Origin of the sequence: Wolbachia endosymbiont (group A) of Rhinocyllus conicus, from assembly GCF_947250775.1 — a bacterium.
GTDB lineage: Bacteria > Pseudomonadota > Alphaproteobacteria > Rickettsiales > Anaplasmataceae > Wolbachia.
Genome location: NZ_OX366349.1, coordinates 1,545,204 through 1,565,959 on the forward strand (window position 1 = coordinate 1,545,204; position 20,756 = coordinate 1,565,959).

At 35.0% G+C, this 20,756-nt stretch carries 11 protein-coding genes and 6 pseudogenes; 8 read left to right on the forward strand and 9 right to left on the reverse strand.

Going from position 1 to position 20,756, the window contains the following annotated elements; all coding sequences use genetic code 11:
* Nucleotides 1-177 precede the first annotated feature (177 nt).
* The gene (gene wmk / locus OOK92_RS07675) at nt 178-1,131 is read right to left on the reverse strand and encodes a WO male-killing family protein Wmk (RefSeq protein ID WP_264735758.1); all 954 of its coding nucleotides are present in this window, start codon (nt 1,129-1,131) and stop codon (nt 178-180) included.
* Between the two features lie 386 nt (nt 1,132-1,517).
* Here wmk (OOK92_RS07675) and OOK92_RS08430 point away from each other — a divergent pair.
* From OOK92_RS08430 to OOK92_RS07705, 6 genes and pseudogenes are all read left to right on the forward strand, one after another.
* Nucleotides 1,518-1,763: pseudogene (locus OOK92_RS08430) on the forward strand (PD-(D/E)XK nuclease family transposase); the annotation flags it as partial.
* 633 nt (nt 1,764-2,396) lie between these two features.
* A complete protein-coding gene (locus OOK92_RS07685; RefSeq protein WP_264735505.1) occupies nt 2,397-3,137 on the forward strand; it encodes a reverse transcriptase N-terminal domain-containing protein in 741 nt (246 codons plus the stop codon).
* A 262-nt stretch (nt 3,138-3,399) separates the two neighbouring features.
* Nucleotides 3,400-5,109 (forward strand): recombinase family protein, encoded by a 1,710-nt coding sequence (locus OOK92_RS07690; RefSeq protein ID WP_264735761.1) that lies wholly within the window; start codon nt 3,400-3,402, stop codon nt 5,107-5,109.
* A gap of 23 nt (nt 5,110-5,132) precedes the next feature.
* Nucleotides 5,133-5,225, forward strand: a pseudogene (locus OOK92_RS07695) (phage tail assembly protein); the annotation flags it as partial.
* Between the two features lie 221 nt (nt 5,226-5,446).
* The gene (locus OOK92_RS07700) at nt 5,447-6,469 is read left to right on the forward strand and encodes an IS110 family RNA-guided transposase (RefSeq protein WP_264735356.1); all 1,023 of its coding nucleotides are present in this window, start codon (nt 5,447-5,449) and stop codon (nt 6,467-6,469) included.
* A gap of 72 nt (nt 6,470-6,541) precedes the next feature.
* Nucleotides 6,542-6,799: a phage tail assembly protein gene (locus OOK92_RS07705; RefSeq protein WP_264735355.1), complete on the forward strand. Its 258-nt coding sequence runs from the start codon at nt 6,542-6,544 to the stop codon at nt 6,797-6,799.
* A gap of 301 nt (nt 6,800-7,100) precedes the next feature.
* Here the strand turns inward: OOK92_RS07705 and OOK92_RS07710 are convergent, their stop codons facing one another.
* The 7 genes and pseudogenes from OOK92_RS07710 to rnhA all read right to left on the reverse strand — a co-directional run bounded on the left by OOK92_RS07710 (nt 7,101) and on the right by rnhA (nt 13,758).
* On the reverse strand, nt 7,101-7,313 hold the full coding sequence (locus tag OOK92_RS07710) for a helix-turn-helix domain-containing protein (protein WP_264735762.1): 213 nt from the start codon (nt 7,311-7,313) through the stop codon (nt 7,101-7,103).
* Nucleotides 7,314-7,338: 25 nt separating this feature from the next.
* Complete coding sequence (gene wmk, locus OOK92_RS07715; RefSeq protein ID WP_264735763.1) at nt 7,339-8,247, reverse strand: WO male-killing family protein Wmk; 909 nt, start codon at nt 8,245-8,247, stop codon at nt 7,339-7,341.
* Nucleotides 8,248-8,314: 67 nt separating this feature from the next.
* Entirely contained in the window at nt 8,315-9,484 is a 1,170-nt protein-coding gene (locus tag OOK92_RS07720; RefSeq protein ID WP_264735764.1) for a hypothetical protein, read from the reverse strand.
* A 107-nt stretch (nt 9,485-9,591) separates the two neighbouring features.
* A complete protein-coding gene (locus OOK92_RS07725) occupies nt 9,592-10,248 on the reverse strand; it encodes a JAB domain-containing protein (RefSeq protein WP_264735765.1) in 657 nt (218 codons plus the stop codon).
* 170 nt (nt 10,249-10,418) lie between these two features.
* Nucleotides 10,419-11,325, reverse strand: a pseudogene (gene wmk, locus OOK92_RS07730) (WO male-killing family protein Wmk).
* A 68-nt stretch (nt 11,326-11,393) separates the two neighbouring features.
* Nucleotides 11,394-13,239: pseudogene (gene mutL / locus OOK92_RS07735) on the reverse strand (DNA mismatch repair endonuclease MutL).
* A pseudogene (rnhA, locus tag OOK92_RS07740) lies at nt 13,230-13,758 on the reverse strand (ribonuclease HI). The pseudogenes mutL and rnhA overlap by 10 nt, the downstream one beginning before the upstream one ends.
* 435 nt (nt 13,759-14,193) lie before the next feature.
* Between rnhA and OOK92_RS07745 the strand changes: the two are divergent.
* Together OOK92_RS07745 and tnpC are read left to right on the forward strand one after the other, a co-directional pair.
* Nucleotides 14,194-15,147 (forward strand): Rpn family recombination-promoting nuclease/putative transposase, encoded by a 954-nt coding sequence (locus OOK92_RS07745; protein WP_264735766.1) that lies wholly within the window; start codon nt 14,194-14,196, stop codon nt 15,145-15,147.
* A 148-nt stretch (nt 15,148-15,295) separates the two neighbouring features.
* Nucleotides 15,296-16,651, forward strand: a pseudogene (gene tnpC, locus OOK92_RS07750) (IS66 family transposase).
* Between the two features lie 387 nt (nt 16,652-17,038).
* On the opposite strand, the gene OOK92_RS07755 reads toward tnpC, so the two are convergent.
* Nucleotides 17,039-20,482, reverse strand: coding sequence for an ankyrin repeat domain-containing protein (locus OOK92_RS07755; protein WP_264735767.1), 3,444 nt, complete (start codon nt 20,480-20,482; stop codon nt 17,039-17,041).
* Nucleotides 20,483-20,756: the final 274 nt, after the last annotated feature.

Sequence of the window (20,756 nt, forward strand, 5' to 3'; positions counted from 1 at the left end):
CATTTCCTCGGCACAAATAATAGTCCGATTTTATTTGCTAGGTCCTTTTGGGTATATCCTCGCTTTAACCTACAGCTTCTTACTTTTTGTGCTATTTCATACCTTGTAGCACACTTTGTGTTATTGTTAGCTTTTTTTGAAACCATAAGCTCTATATGAAATTCTTGCTATGGATGCCTATTTGGTTTCAAGTTCCTCTACAGTTAAGCCAGTTATCTCGGGGATAATATCGATGGGAATGCCCAATATAAGCAGATTATTTGCAACTTTGATCCCCTCTGCTTTGTCGATCTTTTCTTTGTAAATTTGCCTTCTTTGGGATAAAAATTCTATTAGTATGTTCAGTTCATCTCTTGATTCCTGATTATCAATTCTTTTGAATTCTCTCGTCGAACTTAATAGCTCATTTTCTACTTCCTCGTCTTCACTTTCATAGTAATCTTCTTCCGTTATTAGATCTTCAGCATCTACTGATAATATTTCTGCTGCTTTACATGCCACCTCGCTCAAAAAGGTACTCTTCCCTTGTTCATAGTTATGTATTTGTGAACTTGCTACACCTAGCTCTTTTGCCAATTCCTCTTGAGTATATTCCCTTATTATCCTCCATTTCTTCATCTCTTGTCCTTCCTTGTAACGCTTACAGACAACTAGCTCTTTGTTATCATATTCATCTATTGATAAGCCTGTTGCTTGGTAGATAATATCAGCATCAAATTCTAACTCGAGCATATTTTTTGCCATTCTTATTCTTGCTGCTTTTACATCACTTTCCTCTTGAGCTCGAATAAATTTGGTTAATGCATTAATTGCCTTGCGCGGTCCTCTCCCCTTTGTTTTCATGTATTTTCCCATGAAATCGTACGTCTCTTGCGCCTTATCTTTATCAAAACAACTGTCTTCTCTTGGTGGAGGAAGTAGATTACTAATAGGAACTGACAATGCCTTTGCTATACGTTTTAACTTTTCAGTTGGAATGCCACATTTTCCTTTTACATACCTTAGCAGCGTATAGTATTCTATACCTGTTTTATTTGCTAAATCTTTTTGGGTATATTTTCGCTTTAATATCCAGCTTCTTACATTCTGCGCTATTTCGTATCTTATGGAGATAGTAGTACGTTTTGCCATGCCGCTAACAGAAATAAACTACACATTATTACACAGGTGAGCATAAATTTACCATGAAAATGTTGACTTCAAGCTCTTTATTATGAAAGGTGTGAGAGCTAATGGTAGGCTTACGCTCGCACTTTTGTTAGGCCCTTGCACCAAAAATAAGTGTTTTTAAAGCTCTTTATAGCTCATGAATTCATTTGCCGGGGTTTTTAGGCGCTTTATGAGTGGGTTATAAAAAGATCTACCCCCAAAAACCTCTAAGGTGCGTAGTAGCATTCTAAAGCCATCTATGGGAGACATTTTTTTTCATCAACGCATTCAAAACTTAAAAAAATAAAAAACTTGAACATTTCTTCAGAATTGTGTATAATTATTAATGCTTTTTAGGTTAATGTCTCATGGCTTTTTCTAAGTTTCTTGATCCCAAAAATGATGTATCGTTTAAGCGTATCTTCGGTACTGAAAAAAATAAAGATATCCTTATTCACTTCCTCAATGATATTCTTGGCTTTACTGGTAAAAATGAAATAAATGATATAGAGTTTTTAAGTACTATTCAAGACCCTGATATCGCCGCTAAAAAGCAAAGTATTGTTGATGTTCTCTGTAGAGATTCTACAGGTGCTCAATACATTTGCGAGATGGTGCGACCTGAAAGTCTTCGGTCATATTGTTTAAAGGGAGAGGAATTCCTTCAGAAAGAAACTGAAAGAGTTCTAAAACTTATTAAACCAGATGTTTTGCCATCTGAGTCTACGCATCAGTGCGAATCGGGTAACCGGTTGGTGCCGAGCGATGCGGACAATGAACCTCCTCTTGAAAAAGAAGATGCGTAATCGTAAGAGGAGCATAAACTACAAGCATCATGTGGTTGGAGGGCTAGGCTAGTGGTATGGTGAACGTAAGTGAAGCTTCGTAAGTATCGTAAAAATTGAAGAGCTAAAGATGCTGATAAGCTCTGACCAAAAGGTAATGTGGATAAGTTACATTTTTCATCTCTAGATGTACGCAAATAATAACTCCACCGGTATAGAGAAGTCACCTAACCCACTGTTGTATGACAGAAGGAACAGGGTAAGCCTGTATTTCCGCCTATATGGCAAGCAAACCGCAAGGAACGCTGATGAAAATGCAGGTAAAGGAAAATGGAGAAAGCGAATGCCATTTTGTAACGAAATGGATAGAATTTGTAACATTAATTCGCGTGAAAACGAGCAGACTTCCATTTGGTCCCTCGTGACAAGAAACTTTGTCAACCACTTAAGGTAGGAAAGCAGATGATTACAAGTAAAACTGTAAGTGCACCTACCAACAGCTCCGAAGCATGGAACCAGTTGCCATGGAAGAAATGCCAAAAGGTTGTTATGAGGCTACAAAGGCGTATTGTTAAGGCTGTTCAAGAAGGAAGATGGAGTAAGGTAAAATCTTTACAACATCTCTTAACACGCTCTTTTAGTGGAAAAGCTTTAGCCATTAAAAGAGTAACTGAAAACCAAGGAAAAAACACAGCAGGTGTAGATCGTCAACTATGGTCAACTTACAATGCTAAATTTCAAGGAATAAAGCAGTTAAAACAAAGAGGGTATAAACCTTCTCCGCTAAAACGAATTTATATCAGTAAATCTAATGGCAAAAGAAGACCTCTTGGAATACCCACGATAAAAGATAGAGCCATGCAAGCATTATATTTGTTTGCTCTGGAACCGATAGCTGAAACAATCAGTGATCGTCACTCTTATGGCTTTAGATCTAAAAGATCCTGCGCGGATGCTATTGTTGCTTGTCACTTATTACTGGCAAGGCGCAATCGACCACAATGGATACTAGAAGGTGATATCAAAGGGTGCTTTGACAACATTAACCATGAATGGCTTATGAAGCACATTCCTATGGAGAGAAAAATTCTCCATAGTTGGTTAAAGGCTGGTTTCCTAGAATCAAAAACCTTGTACCCCACAACTGCTGGTACCCCGCAAGGAGGTATAATTACCCCGCCAACAATGTTGCAAAAAACGTAAAATTAGAGAAAAGCATTTCTCGAAAACTTCTATGTCCAAAAACAAGAGTGCCATTTATTTATAGTGCCAACAATCAATTAACCATCAGTTTCAATGAATGATATGAACATATTATTTCAAGGAAAGTTCATGGGAAATAAGAGATTAGCTATACGGATTAGCTGTAGCTATGAAACTAACCGGTTGGCAGAAAAGTATTTGTTAGATGCTTATGAAAAAGCCGTGTCAAAGCAAGTAAGCCAAAAAAATTTAAAACATAAAAATGGGATTCAAGGAGGATCAAATGGTAACAGTGAGTTTATATGCAAGAGTTTCTTCGGGGAAACAAGCACAAGAAAATACAATAGCAAGTCAAGTTGCAGCTTTAGAGAAGCAAATTAGTACGGATGGATACAAATTATTAAGTGAGTATAAATTTATTGATAATGGCTACAGTGGATCTAATCTAGTCCGTCCTGATCTAGAAAAGTTACGTGATAAAGTAACAGAAGGTAAAATTGATAGAATTTACATTCATTCACCTGATCGCTTATCTAGAAAATATGCATATCAAATGGTATTACTTGAAGAATTTGAGAAAGCAGGAGCAGAAACGGTTTTCTTAAATTATGAGATTAACGATAATCCAGAATCTCAATTGCTGTTACAAATGCAAGGTATGATAGCAGAATATGAACGAGCGAAAATTATGGAACGAAGTCGTCGCGGAAAGATTTATGCAGCTAATAAAGGTTGTGTAAGCGTAATGGGAGGAGCTCCTTATGGTTATCGTTATATAGATAAATATATGGGAGGAGGACAAGCTTTATTTGAAATAAACGAAGAAGAAGCTAATGTTGTTAGGAAAGTATTTTTGTGGATAGGAAGAGAAAGGACAAGTATTGGGGAAGTGTGTCGTCGGCTAAACACTATGTCTATTATAACACGAACAGGAAAAAAGTACTGGGATAGAAGTGTGATTTGGGGTATGTTAAAAAATCCTGCTTACAAAGGACAAGCGGCTTTTGGTAAAACAAAAGTAGGTATAAAGTTACAACATATCAGACCACAGAAACATTCTTGTGAACAACCGAAAGATAATTACTCTACCTATTCTGTTGAAAAAGCAAATTGGATTTATGTTAAAGTGCCAAATATAGTGGACGAAGATGTATTTGATATAGTTCAAGAACAATTAGCTGAGAATAGAAAAATAGCAAGGACAAGAGAAAGAGGAGCAAAATATTTACTACAAGGTTTAATCGTATGTAAGCGTTGTCGTTATGCATATTACGGAAGTCCTGTAAGAAATAAGCGAGGAGAAAAAATTGATCATTATGCTTATTATCGTTGTATTGGTAGAGATTCTTACCGTTTTGGTGGTAATAAAATTTGTGATAATAAACACATTCGTACAGATGCATTAGAAACAGCCGTTTGGGAAGAGGTTAAGCATTTATTGAAAAATCCAAATAGGGTTTTAGAAGAATACAGGCGTAGACTTTCAGAGCTTAAAAAATCATCATGGGATCAAAAAAGCGATTTACTAGAGAAACAAGAAAATAAATTAAAACGTGGTATTGCTAGACTTATTGATAGTTATGCTCAAGAATATATTAATCAAGAAGAATTTGAACCACGAATTAAAGCAATGAAACAAAGTTTAAAAACAATTGAAGAGGAGAAGAAAAGGATATTCGATCAAAAGAAATTAAAACAGGAATTAACTTTGGTTGTAACCAATTTAGAAGACTTTTCTTCCAATATTACATCAAACCTTGATAACGCAGACTGGCTAACTAAACGTGATATTATTAGAACGTTAGTCAAGAGAATTGAAATTAACCTTGAGGACGTAAATGTGGTATTTCGTGTAAAAGAGCTACCAAACTCTCCTGGAAATAATCGAGAAGAAAAGAAAAATTTGCAACATTATTGGCGGGGTAATACAAGCGGTCTTAGGTATTTAGGTTTAGTTTTAAAAAGATTTTAGAATTTTATTTTTTAGGAGAAAGTATGACAACAGTAAAACTTGATAATCCAATAACAGTTGATGGTATTTCTATCTCAGAGCTTACCATTAGACGTCCAAAAGTTAGAGATTATCTTGTATCTTGAAAAAAGCATCTGGTGTTTTAAGCTTAAGCATTAGGTGGAGAAGGGAATAACTTTGAAGATTATCTTAGATATAAAATCTGTTAGCAAGACAAGAGTTCCCTTCTCAAAAGTACAGGCTGGACGGTATCATAGAAAGACCTAAATGGTTCTAATTCTGTATTCACAAGGTAAGCCTTACTTTTCATTTTTAATAGTAGTATATGGAGTTACATATGATCAACAACTTTTTAGGTATAGATGTTTCAAAAGAACACTTTGATGTTTCTCTCTCATTTATAAGTAAAAAAGGAAAACGTGAAACTAGAAAACGGAAGTTTAAAAACGATGATACAGGGTTTCAAGGTTTGCTGAACTTTCTACAAAAACATAATGTAGAAGAAGTAAAAGCTTGCATGGAATTCACGGGTTGTTATAGCGAGGCTTTAGCTGAATTTCTATACAATGCTGGACATTTTGTTAGTGTTGTAAACCCAGCTTGCATAAGATTTTATGCAAAAAGTAAGCTTACACGACAAAAAAATGATCAGATTGATGCAGAGATTATTGCAGATTATTGTCAAAAACAGGAACCTTCCCGTTGGATGCCACCATCTCCTAAAAAGAAAAAATTAAAACATCTTTATCGTTGCTCAGATGCGTTAAAAAATGAGTTAACATTAGTAAATAATCATTTAGAAAAAAAAGAGAGACTATCTGAAGAAGTTGTAAATGCTTGGGAAAGCCTTGCAATGCACATAGAACAATCAATAGAAACAATAAAAAACTCCATACGTGAACTATTAAAACAACACAAAGATTTGTTGGAGGACTTTCAACTCCTATTAACTATTCCAGGAATAGGAGAAGAATCAGCAATAGCTATTTTAGCTGAAATTCCTGATATAAAAGCCTTTATAAATGCCAGGCAATTGGCAGCATACGCTGGAACTATACCACGAAATATAACATCAGGCTCATCTGTACATGCCAAGCCCAGATTAAGTAAAACCGGTTTACAAACATTACGTAAGGCAATGTATTTTCCTGCTATAGTAGCTAAGAATCACAATCCTATTGTTATGACTTTTTGCGAAAAATTAAAAGAAAAAGGCAAGCATGCTATGTCTATAGTTGGTGCTGCAATGCGTAAGTTACTTCATATAGTCTTTGGTGTTTTAAGTTCAAGAAAGGCTTTTGACCCAGATCATATCAAGAACTACAGAGCTAGAAGGTTGAATAAAGGTTTAGTACTTTAAAATTAAAAAATGCTTCCAATCTATATTAATTACAAAAGACTTTAGAATTTTATTTTTTAGGAGTGTAAACTTATGCAAACAATAATACTCAATAATCCAATAACAGTTGATGGGGTTTCTGTTGCAGAGCTAACTATTAGGCGTCCAAAAGTTAGGGATTATTTGGCAATTGAACGCTTAAATGGTAGTGACTTGAGTAAGGAAATCACCCTAACTGCAAATTTAACATCGGTTACGAAGGAAACTGTAGAAGAGTTGGATATTGCAGACTATGCTAAAGTACAAGAAGTGCTAAAGGATTTTTTTTCACCGATTATACAAAAAACTTGAGATCGAAAGTACTTGCACTCAGCTCTGTCACGGGTGGTGGAATTGAGCAAATACTCAATATGGAGATGGATGAGTTTATTCTATGGTGTAAAGCAACAAAGGAAGTTAAATGTTAATCTTGAATTTTCTTGCTGATTAACAAAATGGTATCTGAAGTTTAAAATCAAAAAATGCTCTTATCGCATCTTATGTGGAATAGTACCTTACACAAATTTATTAAATGTTGTTGGTTAGTGTATAACGCTATACAGGATGTGGGTTGGAAGTATTTTTTGATTACGGTACAGTTTGAATAATTTTTTTATTGACTCACAAGACGGTATCTTGCTATTACATATAGTACTTCAATCGTAATAGGAATATACCCATTTTCATAATTGGTTACTTCTTTATATGCTAATCCGATTTTACTTGCTAACTCTGCTTGAGTACACCTTTGCATTAATCTACAATCTTCTATTTTTTGCCCTATTTTATAACTTATAGAACTAATATCTCTTACAGAAACAAACATATATACCTTACTTAGAAATAAATTTTCATGCAATTTGATCAGCGGATAAACCAACTATTTGCAAAATAATATCAATAGAAATTCCCCCTTTTACTAAATCCTTTGCAACTTTGATCCTTTCCGCTTTTCTCACTTTTTCTTCACAAATCCTTATACCTTCAAACAGAGACTCTCTTAATGCTTTACGTAGTTCTTGGCTCTCAATTTCTTTGTATTCTTTTATCAAATCCTGTAGCTCATTTTCTACTTTACTACCTTCATCTATTAGTAGATCTGTAATATTAATCGATAACGCTTCTGCCATTTCATATAATTTATCAAGTGGAACAGCAGTCCTTCCTTGTTCATAGTTGCTTATTTCGTGACGTGTTGTATTCATTTTCTCTGCTAAATCTTTTTGAGTATACTCCCTCACTATCCTCCATTCTTTTATCTTTTTCCCTATTTGGTAGTAGATAGAACCAACCTTTTCTTCAACACATTCATCAGCAGAGAGGCCAATTGCCTGTGAAACAATATCAACAGAAACTCCTGCTTTCACCAAACCCTTTGCAATTTTTATTTTTTCCGATTTTCTACTACTTTTCTCACTAACTTGGACAAATTTGGTTAGTAAACAAAACATTCTACGCAACTCTTGATCATTAATTGTTTTATATTTTCTTACTAAATTTAATATTTCTTCTCCCTTATCTTCAAGACAGCTTTTTGATACAGGAATAAGATCCGTAATACTGATTGATAGTGCCTCAGCTATAGCATATAACCTTTCAATTGTAACTCTACGGTTCCCTTTTTCATATTGCAGTATTACCCAATACTTTACACCAATTTTCTCAGCTAAATCTTTCTGAGTATACCCCCTCTCTAACCTCCAACTTTTCACTTTTTCCCCTACTTCATAGTCTAGAATTTTTTCCACGCAAAGAACCATACATATAATATTTTCTATTATAGCTCAAAGGCTCCAGATATAATAGCCAGACTCTGGAACCTTTAAATTAAAGTGCCCTACAAGTTTCTTTACTATTTTCACGTACTTTGTCTGCCCATGAAAACAATTTTTCACTTACTTCCTTCTGCTTTTCACTCCATATGCCACATCTAGTGAAACTACCTCTTTCTACCGCTTCTTTAAGTTTCACTCCTCCAAAGAGACAGTTTTTTCCTATTTCTTCGCCTCTTTTTTGTAACTCAGCCCACATTTCCTTATTTTCTACTCTCACTTGCACCTGATCTGCCTCTTGGTACAATATAATATTTAGCTTACCAATGCTCGTAGGAAATTCTAACATGACAGAGCTGCCATCTGAAATATCGGTATAGTTTCTTATACCTCCCTTCTCACTTTTAACCTCAACTGCATCATTGCCAATTTTTAAAATATTACTTCCTAACTCTCTGTTTGCTTTCAGTACTTTGGCAACTTCTACCTTGCTGTCCTCAGAGAATTCCACAAAAAACGTCCTATTATCTATTTCTAGATCTATTAAAGCTCCTTCCTGAACAGCACTTTCACCAGCTTTTCCTAGTTCTTCTAGTTGCTTATCTATCTGTGGCTGAATTTCTGGTTGTAGCTCATTATAGATTTCACCTATCAGTTTATTCTGTAGTAGAGTATCATGAAACTCTGCACCGCTTAACATTAATTTACGTATTACCTTTTTACGATCAACCTTATCAAATTTATGAAAATGTGTACCTAATACTACATACTCTGCGAAACTCCATTCCCCATCATTACATGCATTTAGCCTTGCTCCATCATCTATTACTTCATCTATAACTTTATTCATCTCTTTTAAACTTTTTGCTCTTACCACAGCACTTTTAAACCAGCTCAATTTTTCGCTTTCGCTTATACTTGGCTTTATTTTTTGCAAGGCAGAGGTAAATGGATTTTTATCTTCTTGATCACTTATAGGTTTTGTGCCATATATGTAATCAAGTCCCTTTCCGTAGTTGATTTGAACGTCTCTATTAGGGAAGGGCACTTCTCCAGGTTTTTTAGCCTTATTAATTTTGCTTACAAAAGTAGACTGCTGGTTAACACGACCAATTCCTATAATAGCATTTAACATCTCACCTTCTGATAATTTATCAAGATCAACGTTTAATTCATAAGTACCTCCTTCCTTATCACCAAAAGGTACGATTATTTTATTACCCATATTACCTCCACTATTAAAAATACTTTTTAAGCGTACAATAAACTTTATTATTATACATTATATTACTCATTATAAATTATAGTGAGTAGATTTGCAAATACTTTCTGCTATAACAATCCGTTTTCTCGAAAGCTAAAATAGCCTGCACTTGTGATAATAATGTGATCAAACAATCTAACGCTTACAGTACTACACGCTGCTGCCAAGCTCTTTGTTACTGCTTGATCTTCTTCTGAAGGTTCTAAGCTTCCTCCAGGATGGTTATGTGACATTATTACTAATGTTGCATTTTTTATTAATGCCTTTCTTGTAATTTCCTTTATGTATACTGGCGCTTTTTCCATTTCACCAATATAGGATTCTTCTCCGATTAATTGGCGCCTTTTATTCAAATACAATATTTTTACACATTCCCTCTCTGAGTGTCCTATACTTACGTTTAAGTATTCTACTAGCCCTTGTAAATCCATTATTGGCTCACTCTTGAGCTTTTCTCTGAGCACCCTTTCTAGTGTTTCCTTAACGCACATAATCATTGCTACTGCAGAATCAGTTACTCCTTCTATAACTTTCAGGTCATCCATTTCTCTACCTAAAATCCTTCCTACTCCTGCATAAGTATTCACCAGATTTTTAGCAATTTCTTGAGCTTGTGGCCTTTCATGCACTGCACTTAGAAACGTTTCTATTATTTCACGATCAAGTAGTGCTTTGCCTTTACTTTCTAATATTCTGAATTCGATTTCTTCTTTACTTTTATTCATATAATTTACCCTTCACTAACAACAAACTTTTTTTAAATATTTACTGCTGTTTTTTATCAGCATTGGCATAAGGCCATAGCTTTTGAGTGAAGTCAAATCAATTTCTCAATCTTTTTTACTTATTTTTTCATCAAAAAGTGAAAATATTAATATATAATGATTTTTTTATTTTAAGCTTGTTGAATTTCGCTTAAAGAGAGGCCTGTTGTTTGCAAAATAATATCGGTAGAAATTCCTTTTTTAAATAAATTCTTTGCAATTTTGGTTCTTTCTGCTTCTCTAATTTTCTCCTCACAAATCCGTATGCCTTCAAACAAAGATCTTATTAGTGCATGACGTAGTTCTTGACTTTCAATCTTTTTGTATTCTTCAATTAAATTCGGTACCACTTTATCATCTGTATCCTCTGTTAATTCAAGTAGGTCCATGATATTAATCGATAACGCTTCTGCCATTTCATATATAAGTGGAACAGCAGTCCTTCCTTGCTCATAGTTGCTTATTTCGTCACGCGTTGTATCTATCTTCTGTGCTAAATCCTTTTGAGTGTACTCTCTTCCATTCTTTTATCCTTTTCCCTATTTTGTAGTAGATAGAACCCGTTTTTTCTTCAATACATTCATCAGCAGAGAGACCAATTATTTTTGCAACAATATCAACAGAAACTCCTGCTTTAACCAGACCCTTTGCAATTTTTATTTTCTCTGCTTTTTTACTACTTTTCTCACTAATTTGAACAAACTTGGTTAGTAAACAAAATATCTTACGTAACCCTTGATCATTAATCTTTTTATATTCTCTTATTAGATTTAGTTCTTCATTTTTAAAGCAGGCTTTCTCATTTGATACAGGAATTAGGTCTATAATATCAACCGATAACACTTTTGCTATAGCATATAACTTTTCAATCGAAATTTTACGTATTCCTTTTTCATATTGTAGTACTACTTGATACGTTACACTGACTTTCTCCGCTAAATCTTTTTGAGTATATCCCTTTGCTAATCTACGATTTCTTACTTCCTGTCCTATTACTTTGTAATCTAAAAAATTAGAGCATTTATTCTCTTTTTTCAAATTTTATACTCCATAACCAGAAGAGCTGTTATGTATACTTAATTGGGAGCCTCTTTGATAAACTGAACTCATCTCCTTTCAAACAATTTTTCTATATCACTTAGTTTCATTTCTATATACGTTGGTCTTCCGTGATCAGAACATGAAGTTTTCTCAATTTGTCTTAGTATCTCATTCATCTCTTCCAATTTCATTTTTCTTCCTGCTCCATGGCAAGCGATTGTGGCTGATATTTTATTCACCTTATCCTCTATTGGCAACGTATCTTCCATTTCCGTTAACTTGTCTACTATATCAACTAGCATCTCTTTTATATCTATTGTTCCCAAGATTGAAGGTATTTCTTTCACCATTATTTTATCTTCTGATTCTATTTCAATACAAAAACCCATTTCAAAAAGCTTATCTTTATACATTTCAACCATCTCCATTCCTGCTTGGTTTTTAATCTCAACTGTTTCAGGAAGAAGAAGTTTTTGTCTTTTTATGCCTGATTTTTGCTTTAAGCTCTCGTATATCAATCTCTCATGGGCTGCGTGCTGGTCTACTATAATTAATTTGCCTTTAGCCTCAGCAATAATGTAAGTATTGTAGACCTGACAGCGTGCATATCCTAGAGGATGATCCGCTATTAAATCAATTTGCTTCCTTTCTAAAACCATCGTTCCCTTTTGGGGTGGAGATTCTCCATATTTAAACGTTTCTGGTAAGCTTTGCCTCCTTTCATCTGGTGCATTGAATTCTTTCATTAGACGATTTTCTAAAAGACTTGGCCTCCTTTCGTAAAATTCTTTTTGACCCTTTACTTCTCTGCTTTTTCCATTATTAACACGCTCATTATTCCTTTGACTTTCACTAACATCAAAAGGCGAACCACCCAGTTCTTCCCCAATACCTTGACACCTAGATCCATCAATATCACTCACTGAAGAGGTACCTATTCTCATTGACAACGCTTTTATTAGCCCTCTTCTCACTATTTCATATATTAACCTCTTATTTTGAAATCTTACTTCCGATTTATTTGGATGCACATTTACATCTACTTGGTCATATGGTACTTCTAAATGCAACACTGCAAAAGGATACCTATTGTCTGGAATAAAATCGTGATACGCATATCTAATTGCACCAACAAGTAGATTGTCTTTTATTGGCCTTCCATTAACAAACGTATAAATCTGAGTTGAGTTGCCACGATTGACATTAGGTTTACAGATGTGTCCCTTAAGTTTGATGCCTTCTTCTTCCTCTTTAACTTCCAACGAATTGCTCTGAAATTCTTCTTCTGTTTCACATAATCTGTTAAATAATGAAGTTTGCTTAACATATTTTAAGAGCTTTTTATTGCCGGAAGTGAGAGTAAACCCAATACTATAATTAATTATTGCTAAGTTATTTACAATATCAACTATAGCTTGTGTTTCTGCCCTCTCGGTTTTTAGAAATTTTAGTCTATTTGGTGTAGCAAAAAATAAGTCACGAACTTCAATATATGTACCCTGTAGCAAAGAACAAGGGATAACCTCTCCTATTTTTTCTCCTCCTTCATAACTTATAGACCATGCTTCCTTTGCTCCACTTGCCTTAGACGATAATTTCATTCTACTTACTGCTGCAATTGAATTCTCCTCTAAACCCAAGGTGCTTGATTTCTATTAACTCACTATCGCTTAATTTTGAAGTAGCGTGGCGCATAAACGCAAGTTGCAAATCTTCCTTTTCTATTCCATTTCCATTATCTGTCACAGTTATAAGATTGCGCCCACCACTTTCTATTTTGATCTCTATTTCTGAACTTCCAGCATCTATTGCATTTTCTACTAATTCCTTTACTACACTTGCTGGCCTCTCTATTACCTCTCCCGCTGCTATACGATTTATAGTTTTTGTGTCTAAAAGAATTATTGCCATAATACTCCACCCAATCTATGAAACTTAGAGTTCCCTCTATTTTTTGGTGATTTCTTGACCTCACAATCTCTATATTTTAGCTTTTTAGATTCCTTTCTAGCAAGTCTATCTGCCTCCTCATTGTACATATTATCGTTGTGAGCTCTAACCCACTTCCAATTAATATCATGCTGCAAAGCAACTTCATCTAGTTCCTGCCATAATTCTCTGTTCTTCACTGGCTTTTTATCGGCTGTCTTCCAACCATTTACCTTCCATTTATTGATCCACTCTGTTATACCTTGCTTAATATATCGACTATCAGTGTGTAAAATAACTTTGCAAGAAACTTTCAACATCTTTAGCCCGTTAATCACAGCCTTTAACTCCATTTTGTTATTCGTTGTGTTTTCTTCACCTCCAGAGATACGTTTTTTCACTTTTATTTTCATACATCACCACGGCTGCCCATCCACCAGGCCCCGGATTTCCGGAACATGCTCCATCTGTATATATTGTAACCTTCTTTTTTTCGCCCATACTTACAGGATATAGATTCAACGTAAATTTGCTACCGAAATATGTTGATATTATTTTTTGAATATTTTAAAATGTAAGGTGTGAGAGATTGACAAACCTGTCCTCACGATGTTAGGTAAATCGTAATTGAGCTTTTAGGCTCGTATTTTTATTAGGAGGTTAGTCTCTCACAATGAAAATAAATATTTTTAAGCTCTTAATAGCTCATCAATTCATTTGCTGGGGTTTTAAGGTGTTTTATAAGGCAATTATAAAAAGATGATCATCTCTTCATCTAAAGCCTAAAATGCAATTCTCAGGTCATCTCTAACAGCCGTTCTTTCTTTAACATATCCTAAAGTTTAAAAAAGTAAGGTTTTATAAACTGAATGTAAAAAACTTGAATATTTCTTCACAATTGTGTATAATTACCAATGCTTTTTAAGTGGATTTCTTATGGCTATTTCTAAGTTTCTCGATCCTAAAAATGATATATCGTTCAAGCGCATCTTTGGCACTGAAAAAAATAAGGACATTCTTATTCACTTCCTTAATGATATCCTTGGCTTCACTGGCAAAAGTACAATAAAGGATATAGAGTTCTTAAGTACTATTCAAGACCCTGATATTGCTTCTAAAAAACAAAGCATTGTTGATGTTCTTTGTAGAGATGAAAATGGGCTGCAAGTGATAGTCGAAATGCAGGTCGCTAAAACTAAAGGCTTTGAAAAACGTGCCCAATACTATGCTGCTAAAGCTTATTCAAGACAGGCTGACAAAGGTGATCAATATCATGACCTTAAGGAAATTATCTTTATTGCTATAGCAGATTGTATTTTATTTCCTGATAAGTCTGAGTATAAGTCAAAGCATACCATTCGCGATGAAGATACTAATGAACATGATCTAAAAGATTTTTACTTTATATTTATTGAGTTGCCTAAATTTCCAAAAACCAAAGAAGATCAGCTTTCAAGTATAGTTGAAAAATGGGTCTACTTCTTTAGATATGCAGATGAAACTAGTGAAGAAGAGCTAGAGAGAATAATAGGAAGTGATCTAATAATTAAAAGAGCATATGAAGAACTAAATAGGTTCAACTGGTCAGAAAAAGAATTTATTGCATATGAACAAGAGATCAAGCGTATTCGTGATGAACAGGCTGTCCTTGCTCAAAAACTCGATGATGCTACTCAAAAAGGTAGACAAGAAGGTAGACAAGAAGGCATCTTAATTGGTGAAGAACGCGGTATCAAAATTGGTGCAGAAAAAGGGAGAGAAGAGGGCGAAAAACAAGCTAAAATATCTGTAGCCAAAAACTCACTTAAGGCCGGTGTTTCTATTGATGTTATAGCTCAAATTACCGGCCTCTCTCATTCTGAAATTTTACAACTCAGGGAAAAAGCATAAATATTCCAGCCTATTCACTTCACTTTTCAACATTTATGAAAATCTTTCCTAAGTTAGACATACCCCGTAACCGTTCACGGAGATAAGGTGGTTTACAAAGTAAGTATAAAAGTGTAAAGAGATAGGAAGCTAAATATGGAATGGGTAAATGACAACAGTGCTGCAAGAAAAGGTTGTAGCAGAAAACGCTAATCTCAAGGAAGAAATAAAAGCACTGATCAGAGAAAATGATAGCTTGAAAGCAAAAATAGTTGAATTAGAAGACAAATTGGGCTTAAATTCGCAAAATTCATCGCTGCCACCATCACGAGATATATATCGTAAGAAAGCAAAAAAGAAAAGTGATAAAAAACCAGGAGGTCAGCCAGGACATAAGGTGCATAAGCGTGAATTAATGGCTGCAGAAGAGGTAGTGAGATGCACAATTGATACAATTTGTATGTGTGGAGGTAAGATTACTTTAGAAGATGAAATTATTCATCAGAAGGCAGAGTTGCCAGAAATTAAGCCAATTGTAACTGAGTACAGGTTGCAAAGAGGACATTGTAGAGTATGTAATAAAAGAATTACAGCAAATTTACCCGAAGGTGTTGCAAGAGATTTTCTAGGACCCAATGCTAAAACAGTTATAAGCAGCCTTAGCGGCTTTTTTATTAACTCAAAAAGAGAGGTACAGCAAATTTTGGGCAGTATTTTTAATCTAAATATAAGCCTTGGTTTAGTCTCAAATACTGAACGCAGGGTATCGAAGAAGTGTGCATCTGAATATGAGAAAATGAAGGAAGAGTTGCAAGGAAGCGAGTATTTGCATATAGACGAAACAGGGCACAGAAATCAAGGAAAGAGAGGCTGGAGTTGGGTAATAACAAACAAAGCGTTGACACTTCTGAAGGTAAGCGAGTCTCGTGGTAAGAAGGTGTTGAAGAGTTTACTGCCAGAATATGATGGTATAGTTGTGAGCGATAGATACGCTGTATAAAATTACTTCAATCGTGAAAATAGACAGATATGTTGGGCACATCTGGCAAGAGATTTTGAGAGATTTGCCCATAGTAAAAATGTTGAAGTGAGCAAAATTGGCCAAGCACTAAAATCGCTCAGCAATAAGGTGTTTGTAGTAGATAAGGCAAAAAAACAAAATTTGATAGATAATTTGAGATTTTATCGACTGGTGCGAAAAATTCGGAAAAGGGTAAAACATTTTTTACGTAAAATGACGAGGGTTGCAAATAGCACTCAAGCTTCAAGAATGGCCGCTAAGATGTTACGATCTGAGGATATGATGTGGAAGTTTTTAAGAAAACCTGAAGTGATAGAAACAACTAATAACCTTGCAGAACGGCAAATTAGACGGTACGTAATTTATCGTAAAAACAGCTTTTTCACCTGGTCAGAACGTGGAGAAAGATTCGTGGAAAGAATGTTGTCGATATTTTTGACATCACGTCTAAATGGCCAGAACCCCTTTCAAAAGCTACAGAATCTAGTAGCTGTCACTGCTTAGTTCTTTAATTCATTCTCACAATCCGTGAACGGTTACCTTTCAAAAGCTACAGAATCTAGTAGCTGTCACTGCTTAGTTCTTTAATTCATTCTCACAATCCGTGAACGGTTACCATACCCCTAATCAAGAGTCTAGTGAACTATCTAAAATAGCTATAAAGATTACACATAGAATTACATAGATTACTATCATAACGAAACCCTCCTATTCAGCCTTCCATATCAAAAATACATACTGTAAGTTAACATGGAGAGTACATTACCACTTATTTCCTAATCTCAGTCTTGTACCTCTAATTTCTACTTTATCTATCTATAACCCTCAAACTTGCTACTGATCTCCCTTCTGATAAAATTAAAGAGTTAAAAGAGTGACATCCTTTTTTACCTATTTGGTAAACCATAAAGTACCTTCAATTCTTTCTCCAACTTTTCTTCCTAAAGCCTCAGCTCTAACTTTTTCAGCATGCAGCATTCCCTTTTGAATTTTCTTAGGTAATGGCGTATTGTTAAATTTCTGATTTGTCGCTTTCATGGCCAACATGTTCAATGCAAACAATGTACTTGGTACATCAACTTGCGCCGTAGCTCTTGTTAAATGCGCATGTTTAGAATTATGAGAACTTTGCTGGTTTTGATGAAAACCTTGTTGTTTTTGATTTGCACCACCTATCATTTTTCTACTATCTATTCTCTCATTACTAATCCTTTCAGACCATTTATTGTTTGCACTAATCGTTGGTTTGTGTTGGTTACTATGTTTATAGGAGCTGTCATCACACCGTTTATAATTTACTATGTGCTCCTTTCTTTCACTAATTTTTTTAGGTTGACCATCAAAGTAACTATGATTTTTATTGCTATGGTGAGATAAAGTAGGTTTTGGTCCATTATGTAAAACTCCTAACTTCTGCTGTTTTTCATTACCTACAACTCTCGATTGATTAACACTCTGCTCATTGCCCATTTTGCTTCCATATTGTTGTTTTGCTTGCCTGTCATTGCCACGTTTTTTGCTGTAGGCACCGGCATTCTTATCATTACTTTTACGAGCATCATACTTTGACATATATTGAAATTCCATCTCTTGTGCTTGATCATAGCTAGGCTGTTTTGATTTCCATTGATTGCTTGAGTCCATTTGAATATCTGTAAGTTTAGAATCTTTTAATTCTTTAGCTGTACCTCTGTATAACCCATTTACTAAATCTGATGCCAATTTTCCACCTTTTTCTTTTGCCCAACCACACAAACCATTTATCCATGAAGATGATCTTGTGCCACTACTTGCTACTGAATTTAGGGATTCACTTGGCAAATGACGGCGTTCGCGTCGTGCAGATCTTTCTTCCTCGAGTCTTTCTTTTAAATAGTTCACAATACTACTATGTCCTTTATCTTTAGCAATATCTAGTGGTGTTTTACCGTAATCATCTGTAGCACTGAGATTAGCACCAGCATCTACAAGAGACTTCACTATATCAAGTCTATCGGTGCCAGCAGCATAGTGTAAAGGTGTCCAATGACCTTTGTCTTCAGCATTAACATTAGCATCATGACTAAGAAGTAACTTGACTGCATCTAGCCTGTAGTTTGCAACTGCTCCATGTAAAGGAGTTGCTTGATATTCCCCATTTTCAGTTTCAATATTAGAACCATTGTCAAGAAGGAACCTTATTCTATCTAAATCACCTATTTCAGCAGCTGAATACAGTAGTGTACTGCCGTCCTCGTCCTTAGTATCAATGTTAGCACCCTTGGCAATGAGACCTTTAGCTTCATTAAAACCACCACCTTGCACTGCAGCTAACAATTGTCTATTTAGACTTGACTGTGTTTGTTGTAAGTACTCTACAACATTATTATGTCCTTTATCTCTAGCAATGTCTAGAGATGTTTTACCACTATTATCTTTAGTATCAACATTAGCTCCACTATTTATAAGATATTGCAGCACATCTAAATGACCACCCCAAGAAGCCAAGTGTAGTGGCGTCTCGCCATTTCTATCAGCCTCATTAATACTCGCTCCTTTCATGAGGAAAAGTTCTATAATTTCTTTATCATTGTTCTCAGCAGCAGTATACATAGGCCCCCTACCATAGACACCTTGAATATCCTTGTGATTATTCATAACAGCAAAGTGCATAGGAGTTCTGCCAAGTATATCTTTAGCATTCACATTAGCTCCCTTATCAACTAAAAACTTAGCGATATCTGAATGACCTTTCAATGCAGCCCAGTGTAGTAATGTGCAGCCATATTTATCAGTCGCATTAACACTCACATCTTTACTAACAAGAAACTCCACTGTGCCTAAGTTACCACTCCAAGTATAATAAAACCCGCCATGCGTTCTGTCGTCAATATCTTTAGCAATAAGATCATTGATTGTCTTTAGATCCTTTTCATTTTTTACAGTAAGTAACAATTCTTTATCTAAGCGTGTTTGCATAAAAACTTCCATCATTGTATTAGAATTAGTATCATCTGCCTCATTTTCGGGAGTTCTACCACTGTTATCCTTGACATCGATGCCAGCTCCTTTACTTATAAGATACTTTACCATACCTAAACGATGATAAGACTGTGAAGCATAATGTAGAGGAGTTTTACCATCCTTATCTTTAATATTAACATTAGCACCCAGATTTATGAGATCTTTTACTTTACTAAAATCACTATCTTGCACTGCAGCCAGTAATTGCTCATTTAATTGAGCTTGTTTTAAGTATTTTACGACGCTATCATACTTTCGGTTGATGGCGATATCTAGCGGTGTTTTACCATCCTTATCTTTAGCTTTGATATCTGCTCCCTTACTTGCAAGATACCCCACTACATCCAGATGGCCGCCACCAGAAGCCATGTGCAATGCTGTCTGCCCATCACTATCTTTTAGATTAACATCAACTTTCTCCTCATCTATAAAATACTTTACCACATCTAGCTTACCATTGTAAGCAGCATAGTGCAGGGGAACTCTACTGCCATTATCTTTAATTTCTAAGCTATTTTTTGCATCTGCTACAAAATATTTTACTATATCCAGATTACCACCATAAGCAGCAGAATGCATAACAGTTATCCCATTACTATACTTAGTATTCAAGCTAGCCCCTTGACTTACAAGATCTCTAACTTCATCAAAATTACCATATTGTGCTGCAATAAGTAATTCTTGATTTAGCTGCACTTGTTTTAAATACCCTACAACATCGTCATGTTTTTGATCAGTAGCAGCATCCAGCGATGTCTCACCACCTTTGTCCTGAGCATTAATGTCAGCTCCCTTTTCTACAAGGTACTTCACTACACCTAAGTGACCATTCCAAGAAGCACAGTATAGTGGCATTCTACCATACCTATCAGTATCATCAACGTTCATTCCCTTACTGAGAAAAAACTCTATGATGTTTGTATTATTACTTTCAGCAGCAACATGTATAGGTTTTCTACCAAATATATTCTCAGCATTAATATCAGCTCCCTTCTCTATTAATAATCTAGCATTGTCTAATTGACCTTTCCATGCAGCTAAATGTAGCGGTGTCCAACCATTTTCATCTGTTGAATTAACATCAACACTTTCTTCAAAATGATTATTCACAGAAATATTGCAAACAGGAGGCTCTATTAGGCTTTGATTAAAACTAAAAGCTCCACCAGTATTGTCCACAGCGCTTGTACCTTCAACCCGACTTCTACCTTTTCTTACAGTAGATCCACAATCTTCTATTCTCCATACACCTTGTGTAACCTTGCCCCCCGGAACCCAAGTAAATACTCTTCTCCTATCTTTGTCATATTTAGCATAATCAGCAGCATACAAATACTCATTATGCTTAACATTCCTTATATTACATTTATCACCGTTAGGCTCAATCTTCCATACACCTTGCGTAACTTGTCCCCCTGGAATGGCTTTGTTGCATCGCTACTTATGAAAGGCTAACTATAGCTAGGATTATAAGCAACCTATTGAAAATCTTGTTTTTTTGCAATCAATCTGATCAAATTTAAGAATAGTAATTTATTATTTATATTAATAAACTTAATTCTATTGAAAATAGCTAAAGCATTGAAATTCTTGAATTTTAGCCGGA

What these genes read in the sequence shown, in the direction of transcription:
- OOK92_RS07710 (WP_264735762.1), bottom strand. Translation starts at nt 7,313, where the DNA reads ATGTTTGTTTCTGTAAGAGATATTAGTTCTATAAGTTATAAAATAGGG.
- OOK92_RS07705 (WP_264735355.1), top strand. Translation starts at nt 6,542, where the DNA reads ATGCAAACAATAATACTCAATAATCCAATAACAGTTGATGGGGTTTCT.
- OOK92_RS07725 (WP_264735765.1), bottom strand. Translation starts at nt 10,248, where the DNA reads ATGAATAAAAGTAAAGAAGAAATCGAATTCAGAATATTAGAAAGTAAA.
- wmk (WP_264735758.1), bottom strand. Translation starts at nt 1,131, where the DNA reads ATGGCAAAACGTACTACTATCTCCATAAGATACGAAATAGCGCAGAAT.
- OOK92_RS07690 (WP_264735761.1), top strand. Translation starts at nt 3,400, where the DNA reads ATGGGATTCAAGGAGGATCAAATGGTAACAGTGAGTTTATATGCAAGA.
- OOK92_RS07720 (WP_264735764.1), bottom strand. Translation starts at nt 9,484, where the DNA reads ATGGGTAATAAAATAATCGTACCTTTTGGTGATAAGGAAGGAGGTACT.
- OOK92_RS07745 (WP_264735766.1), top strand. Translation starts at nt 14,194, where the DNA reads ATGGCTATTTCTAAGTTTCTCGATCCTAAAAATGATATATCGTTCAAG.
- OOK92_RS07700 (WP_264735356.1), top strand. Translation starts at nt 5,447, where the DNA reads ATGATCAACAACTTTTTAGGTATAGATGTTTCAAAAGAACACTTTGAT.
- OOK92_RS07685 (WP_264735505.1), top strand. Translation starts at nt 2,397, where the DNA reads ATGATTACAAGTAAAACTGTAAGTGCACCTACCAACAGCTCCGAAGCA.
- wmk (WP_264735763.1), bottom strand. Translation starts at nt 8,247, where the DNA reads ATGGTTCTTTGCGTGGAAAAAATTCTAGACTATGAAGTAGGGGAAAAA.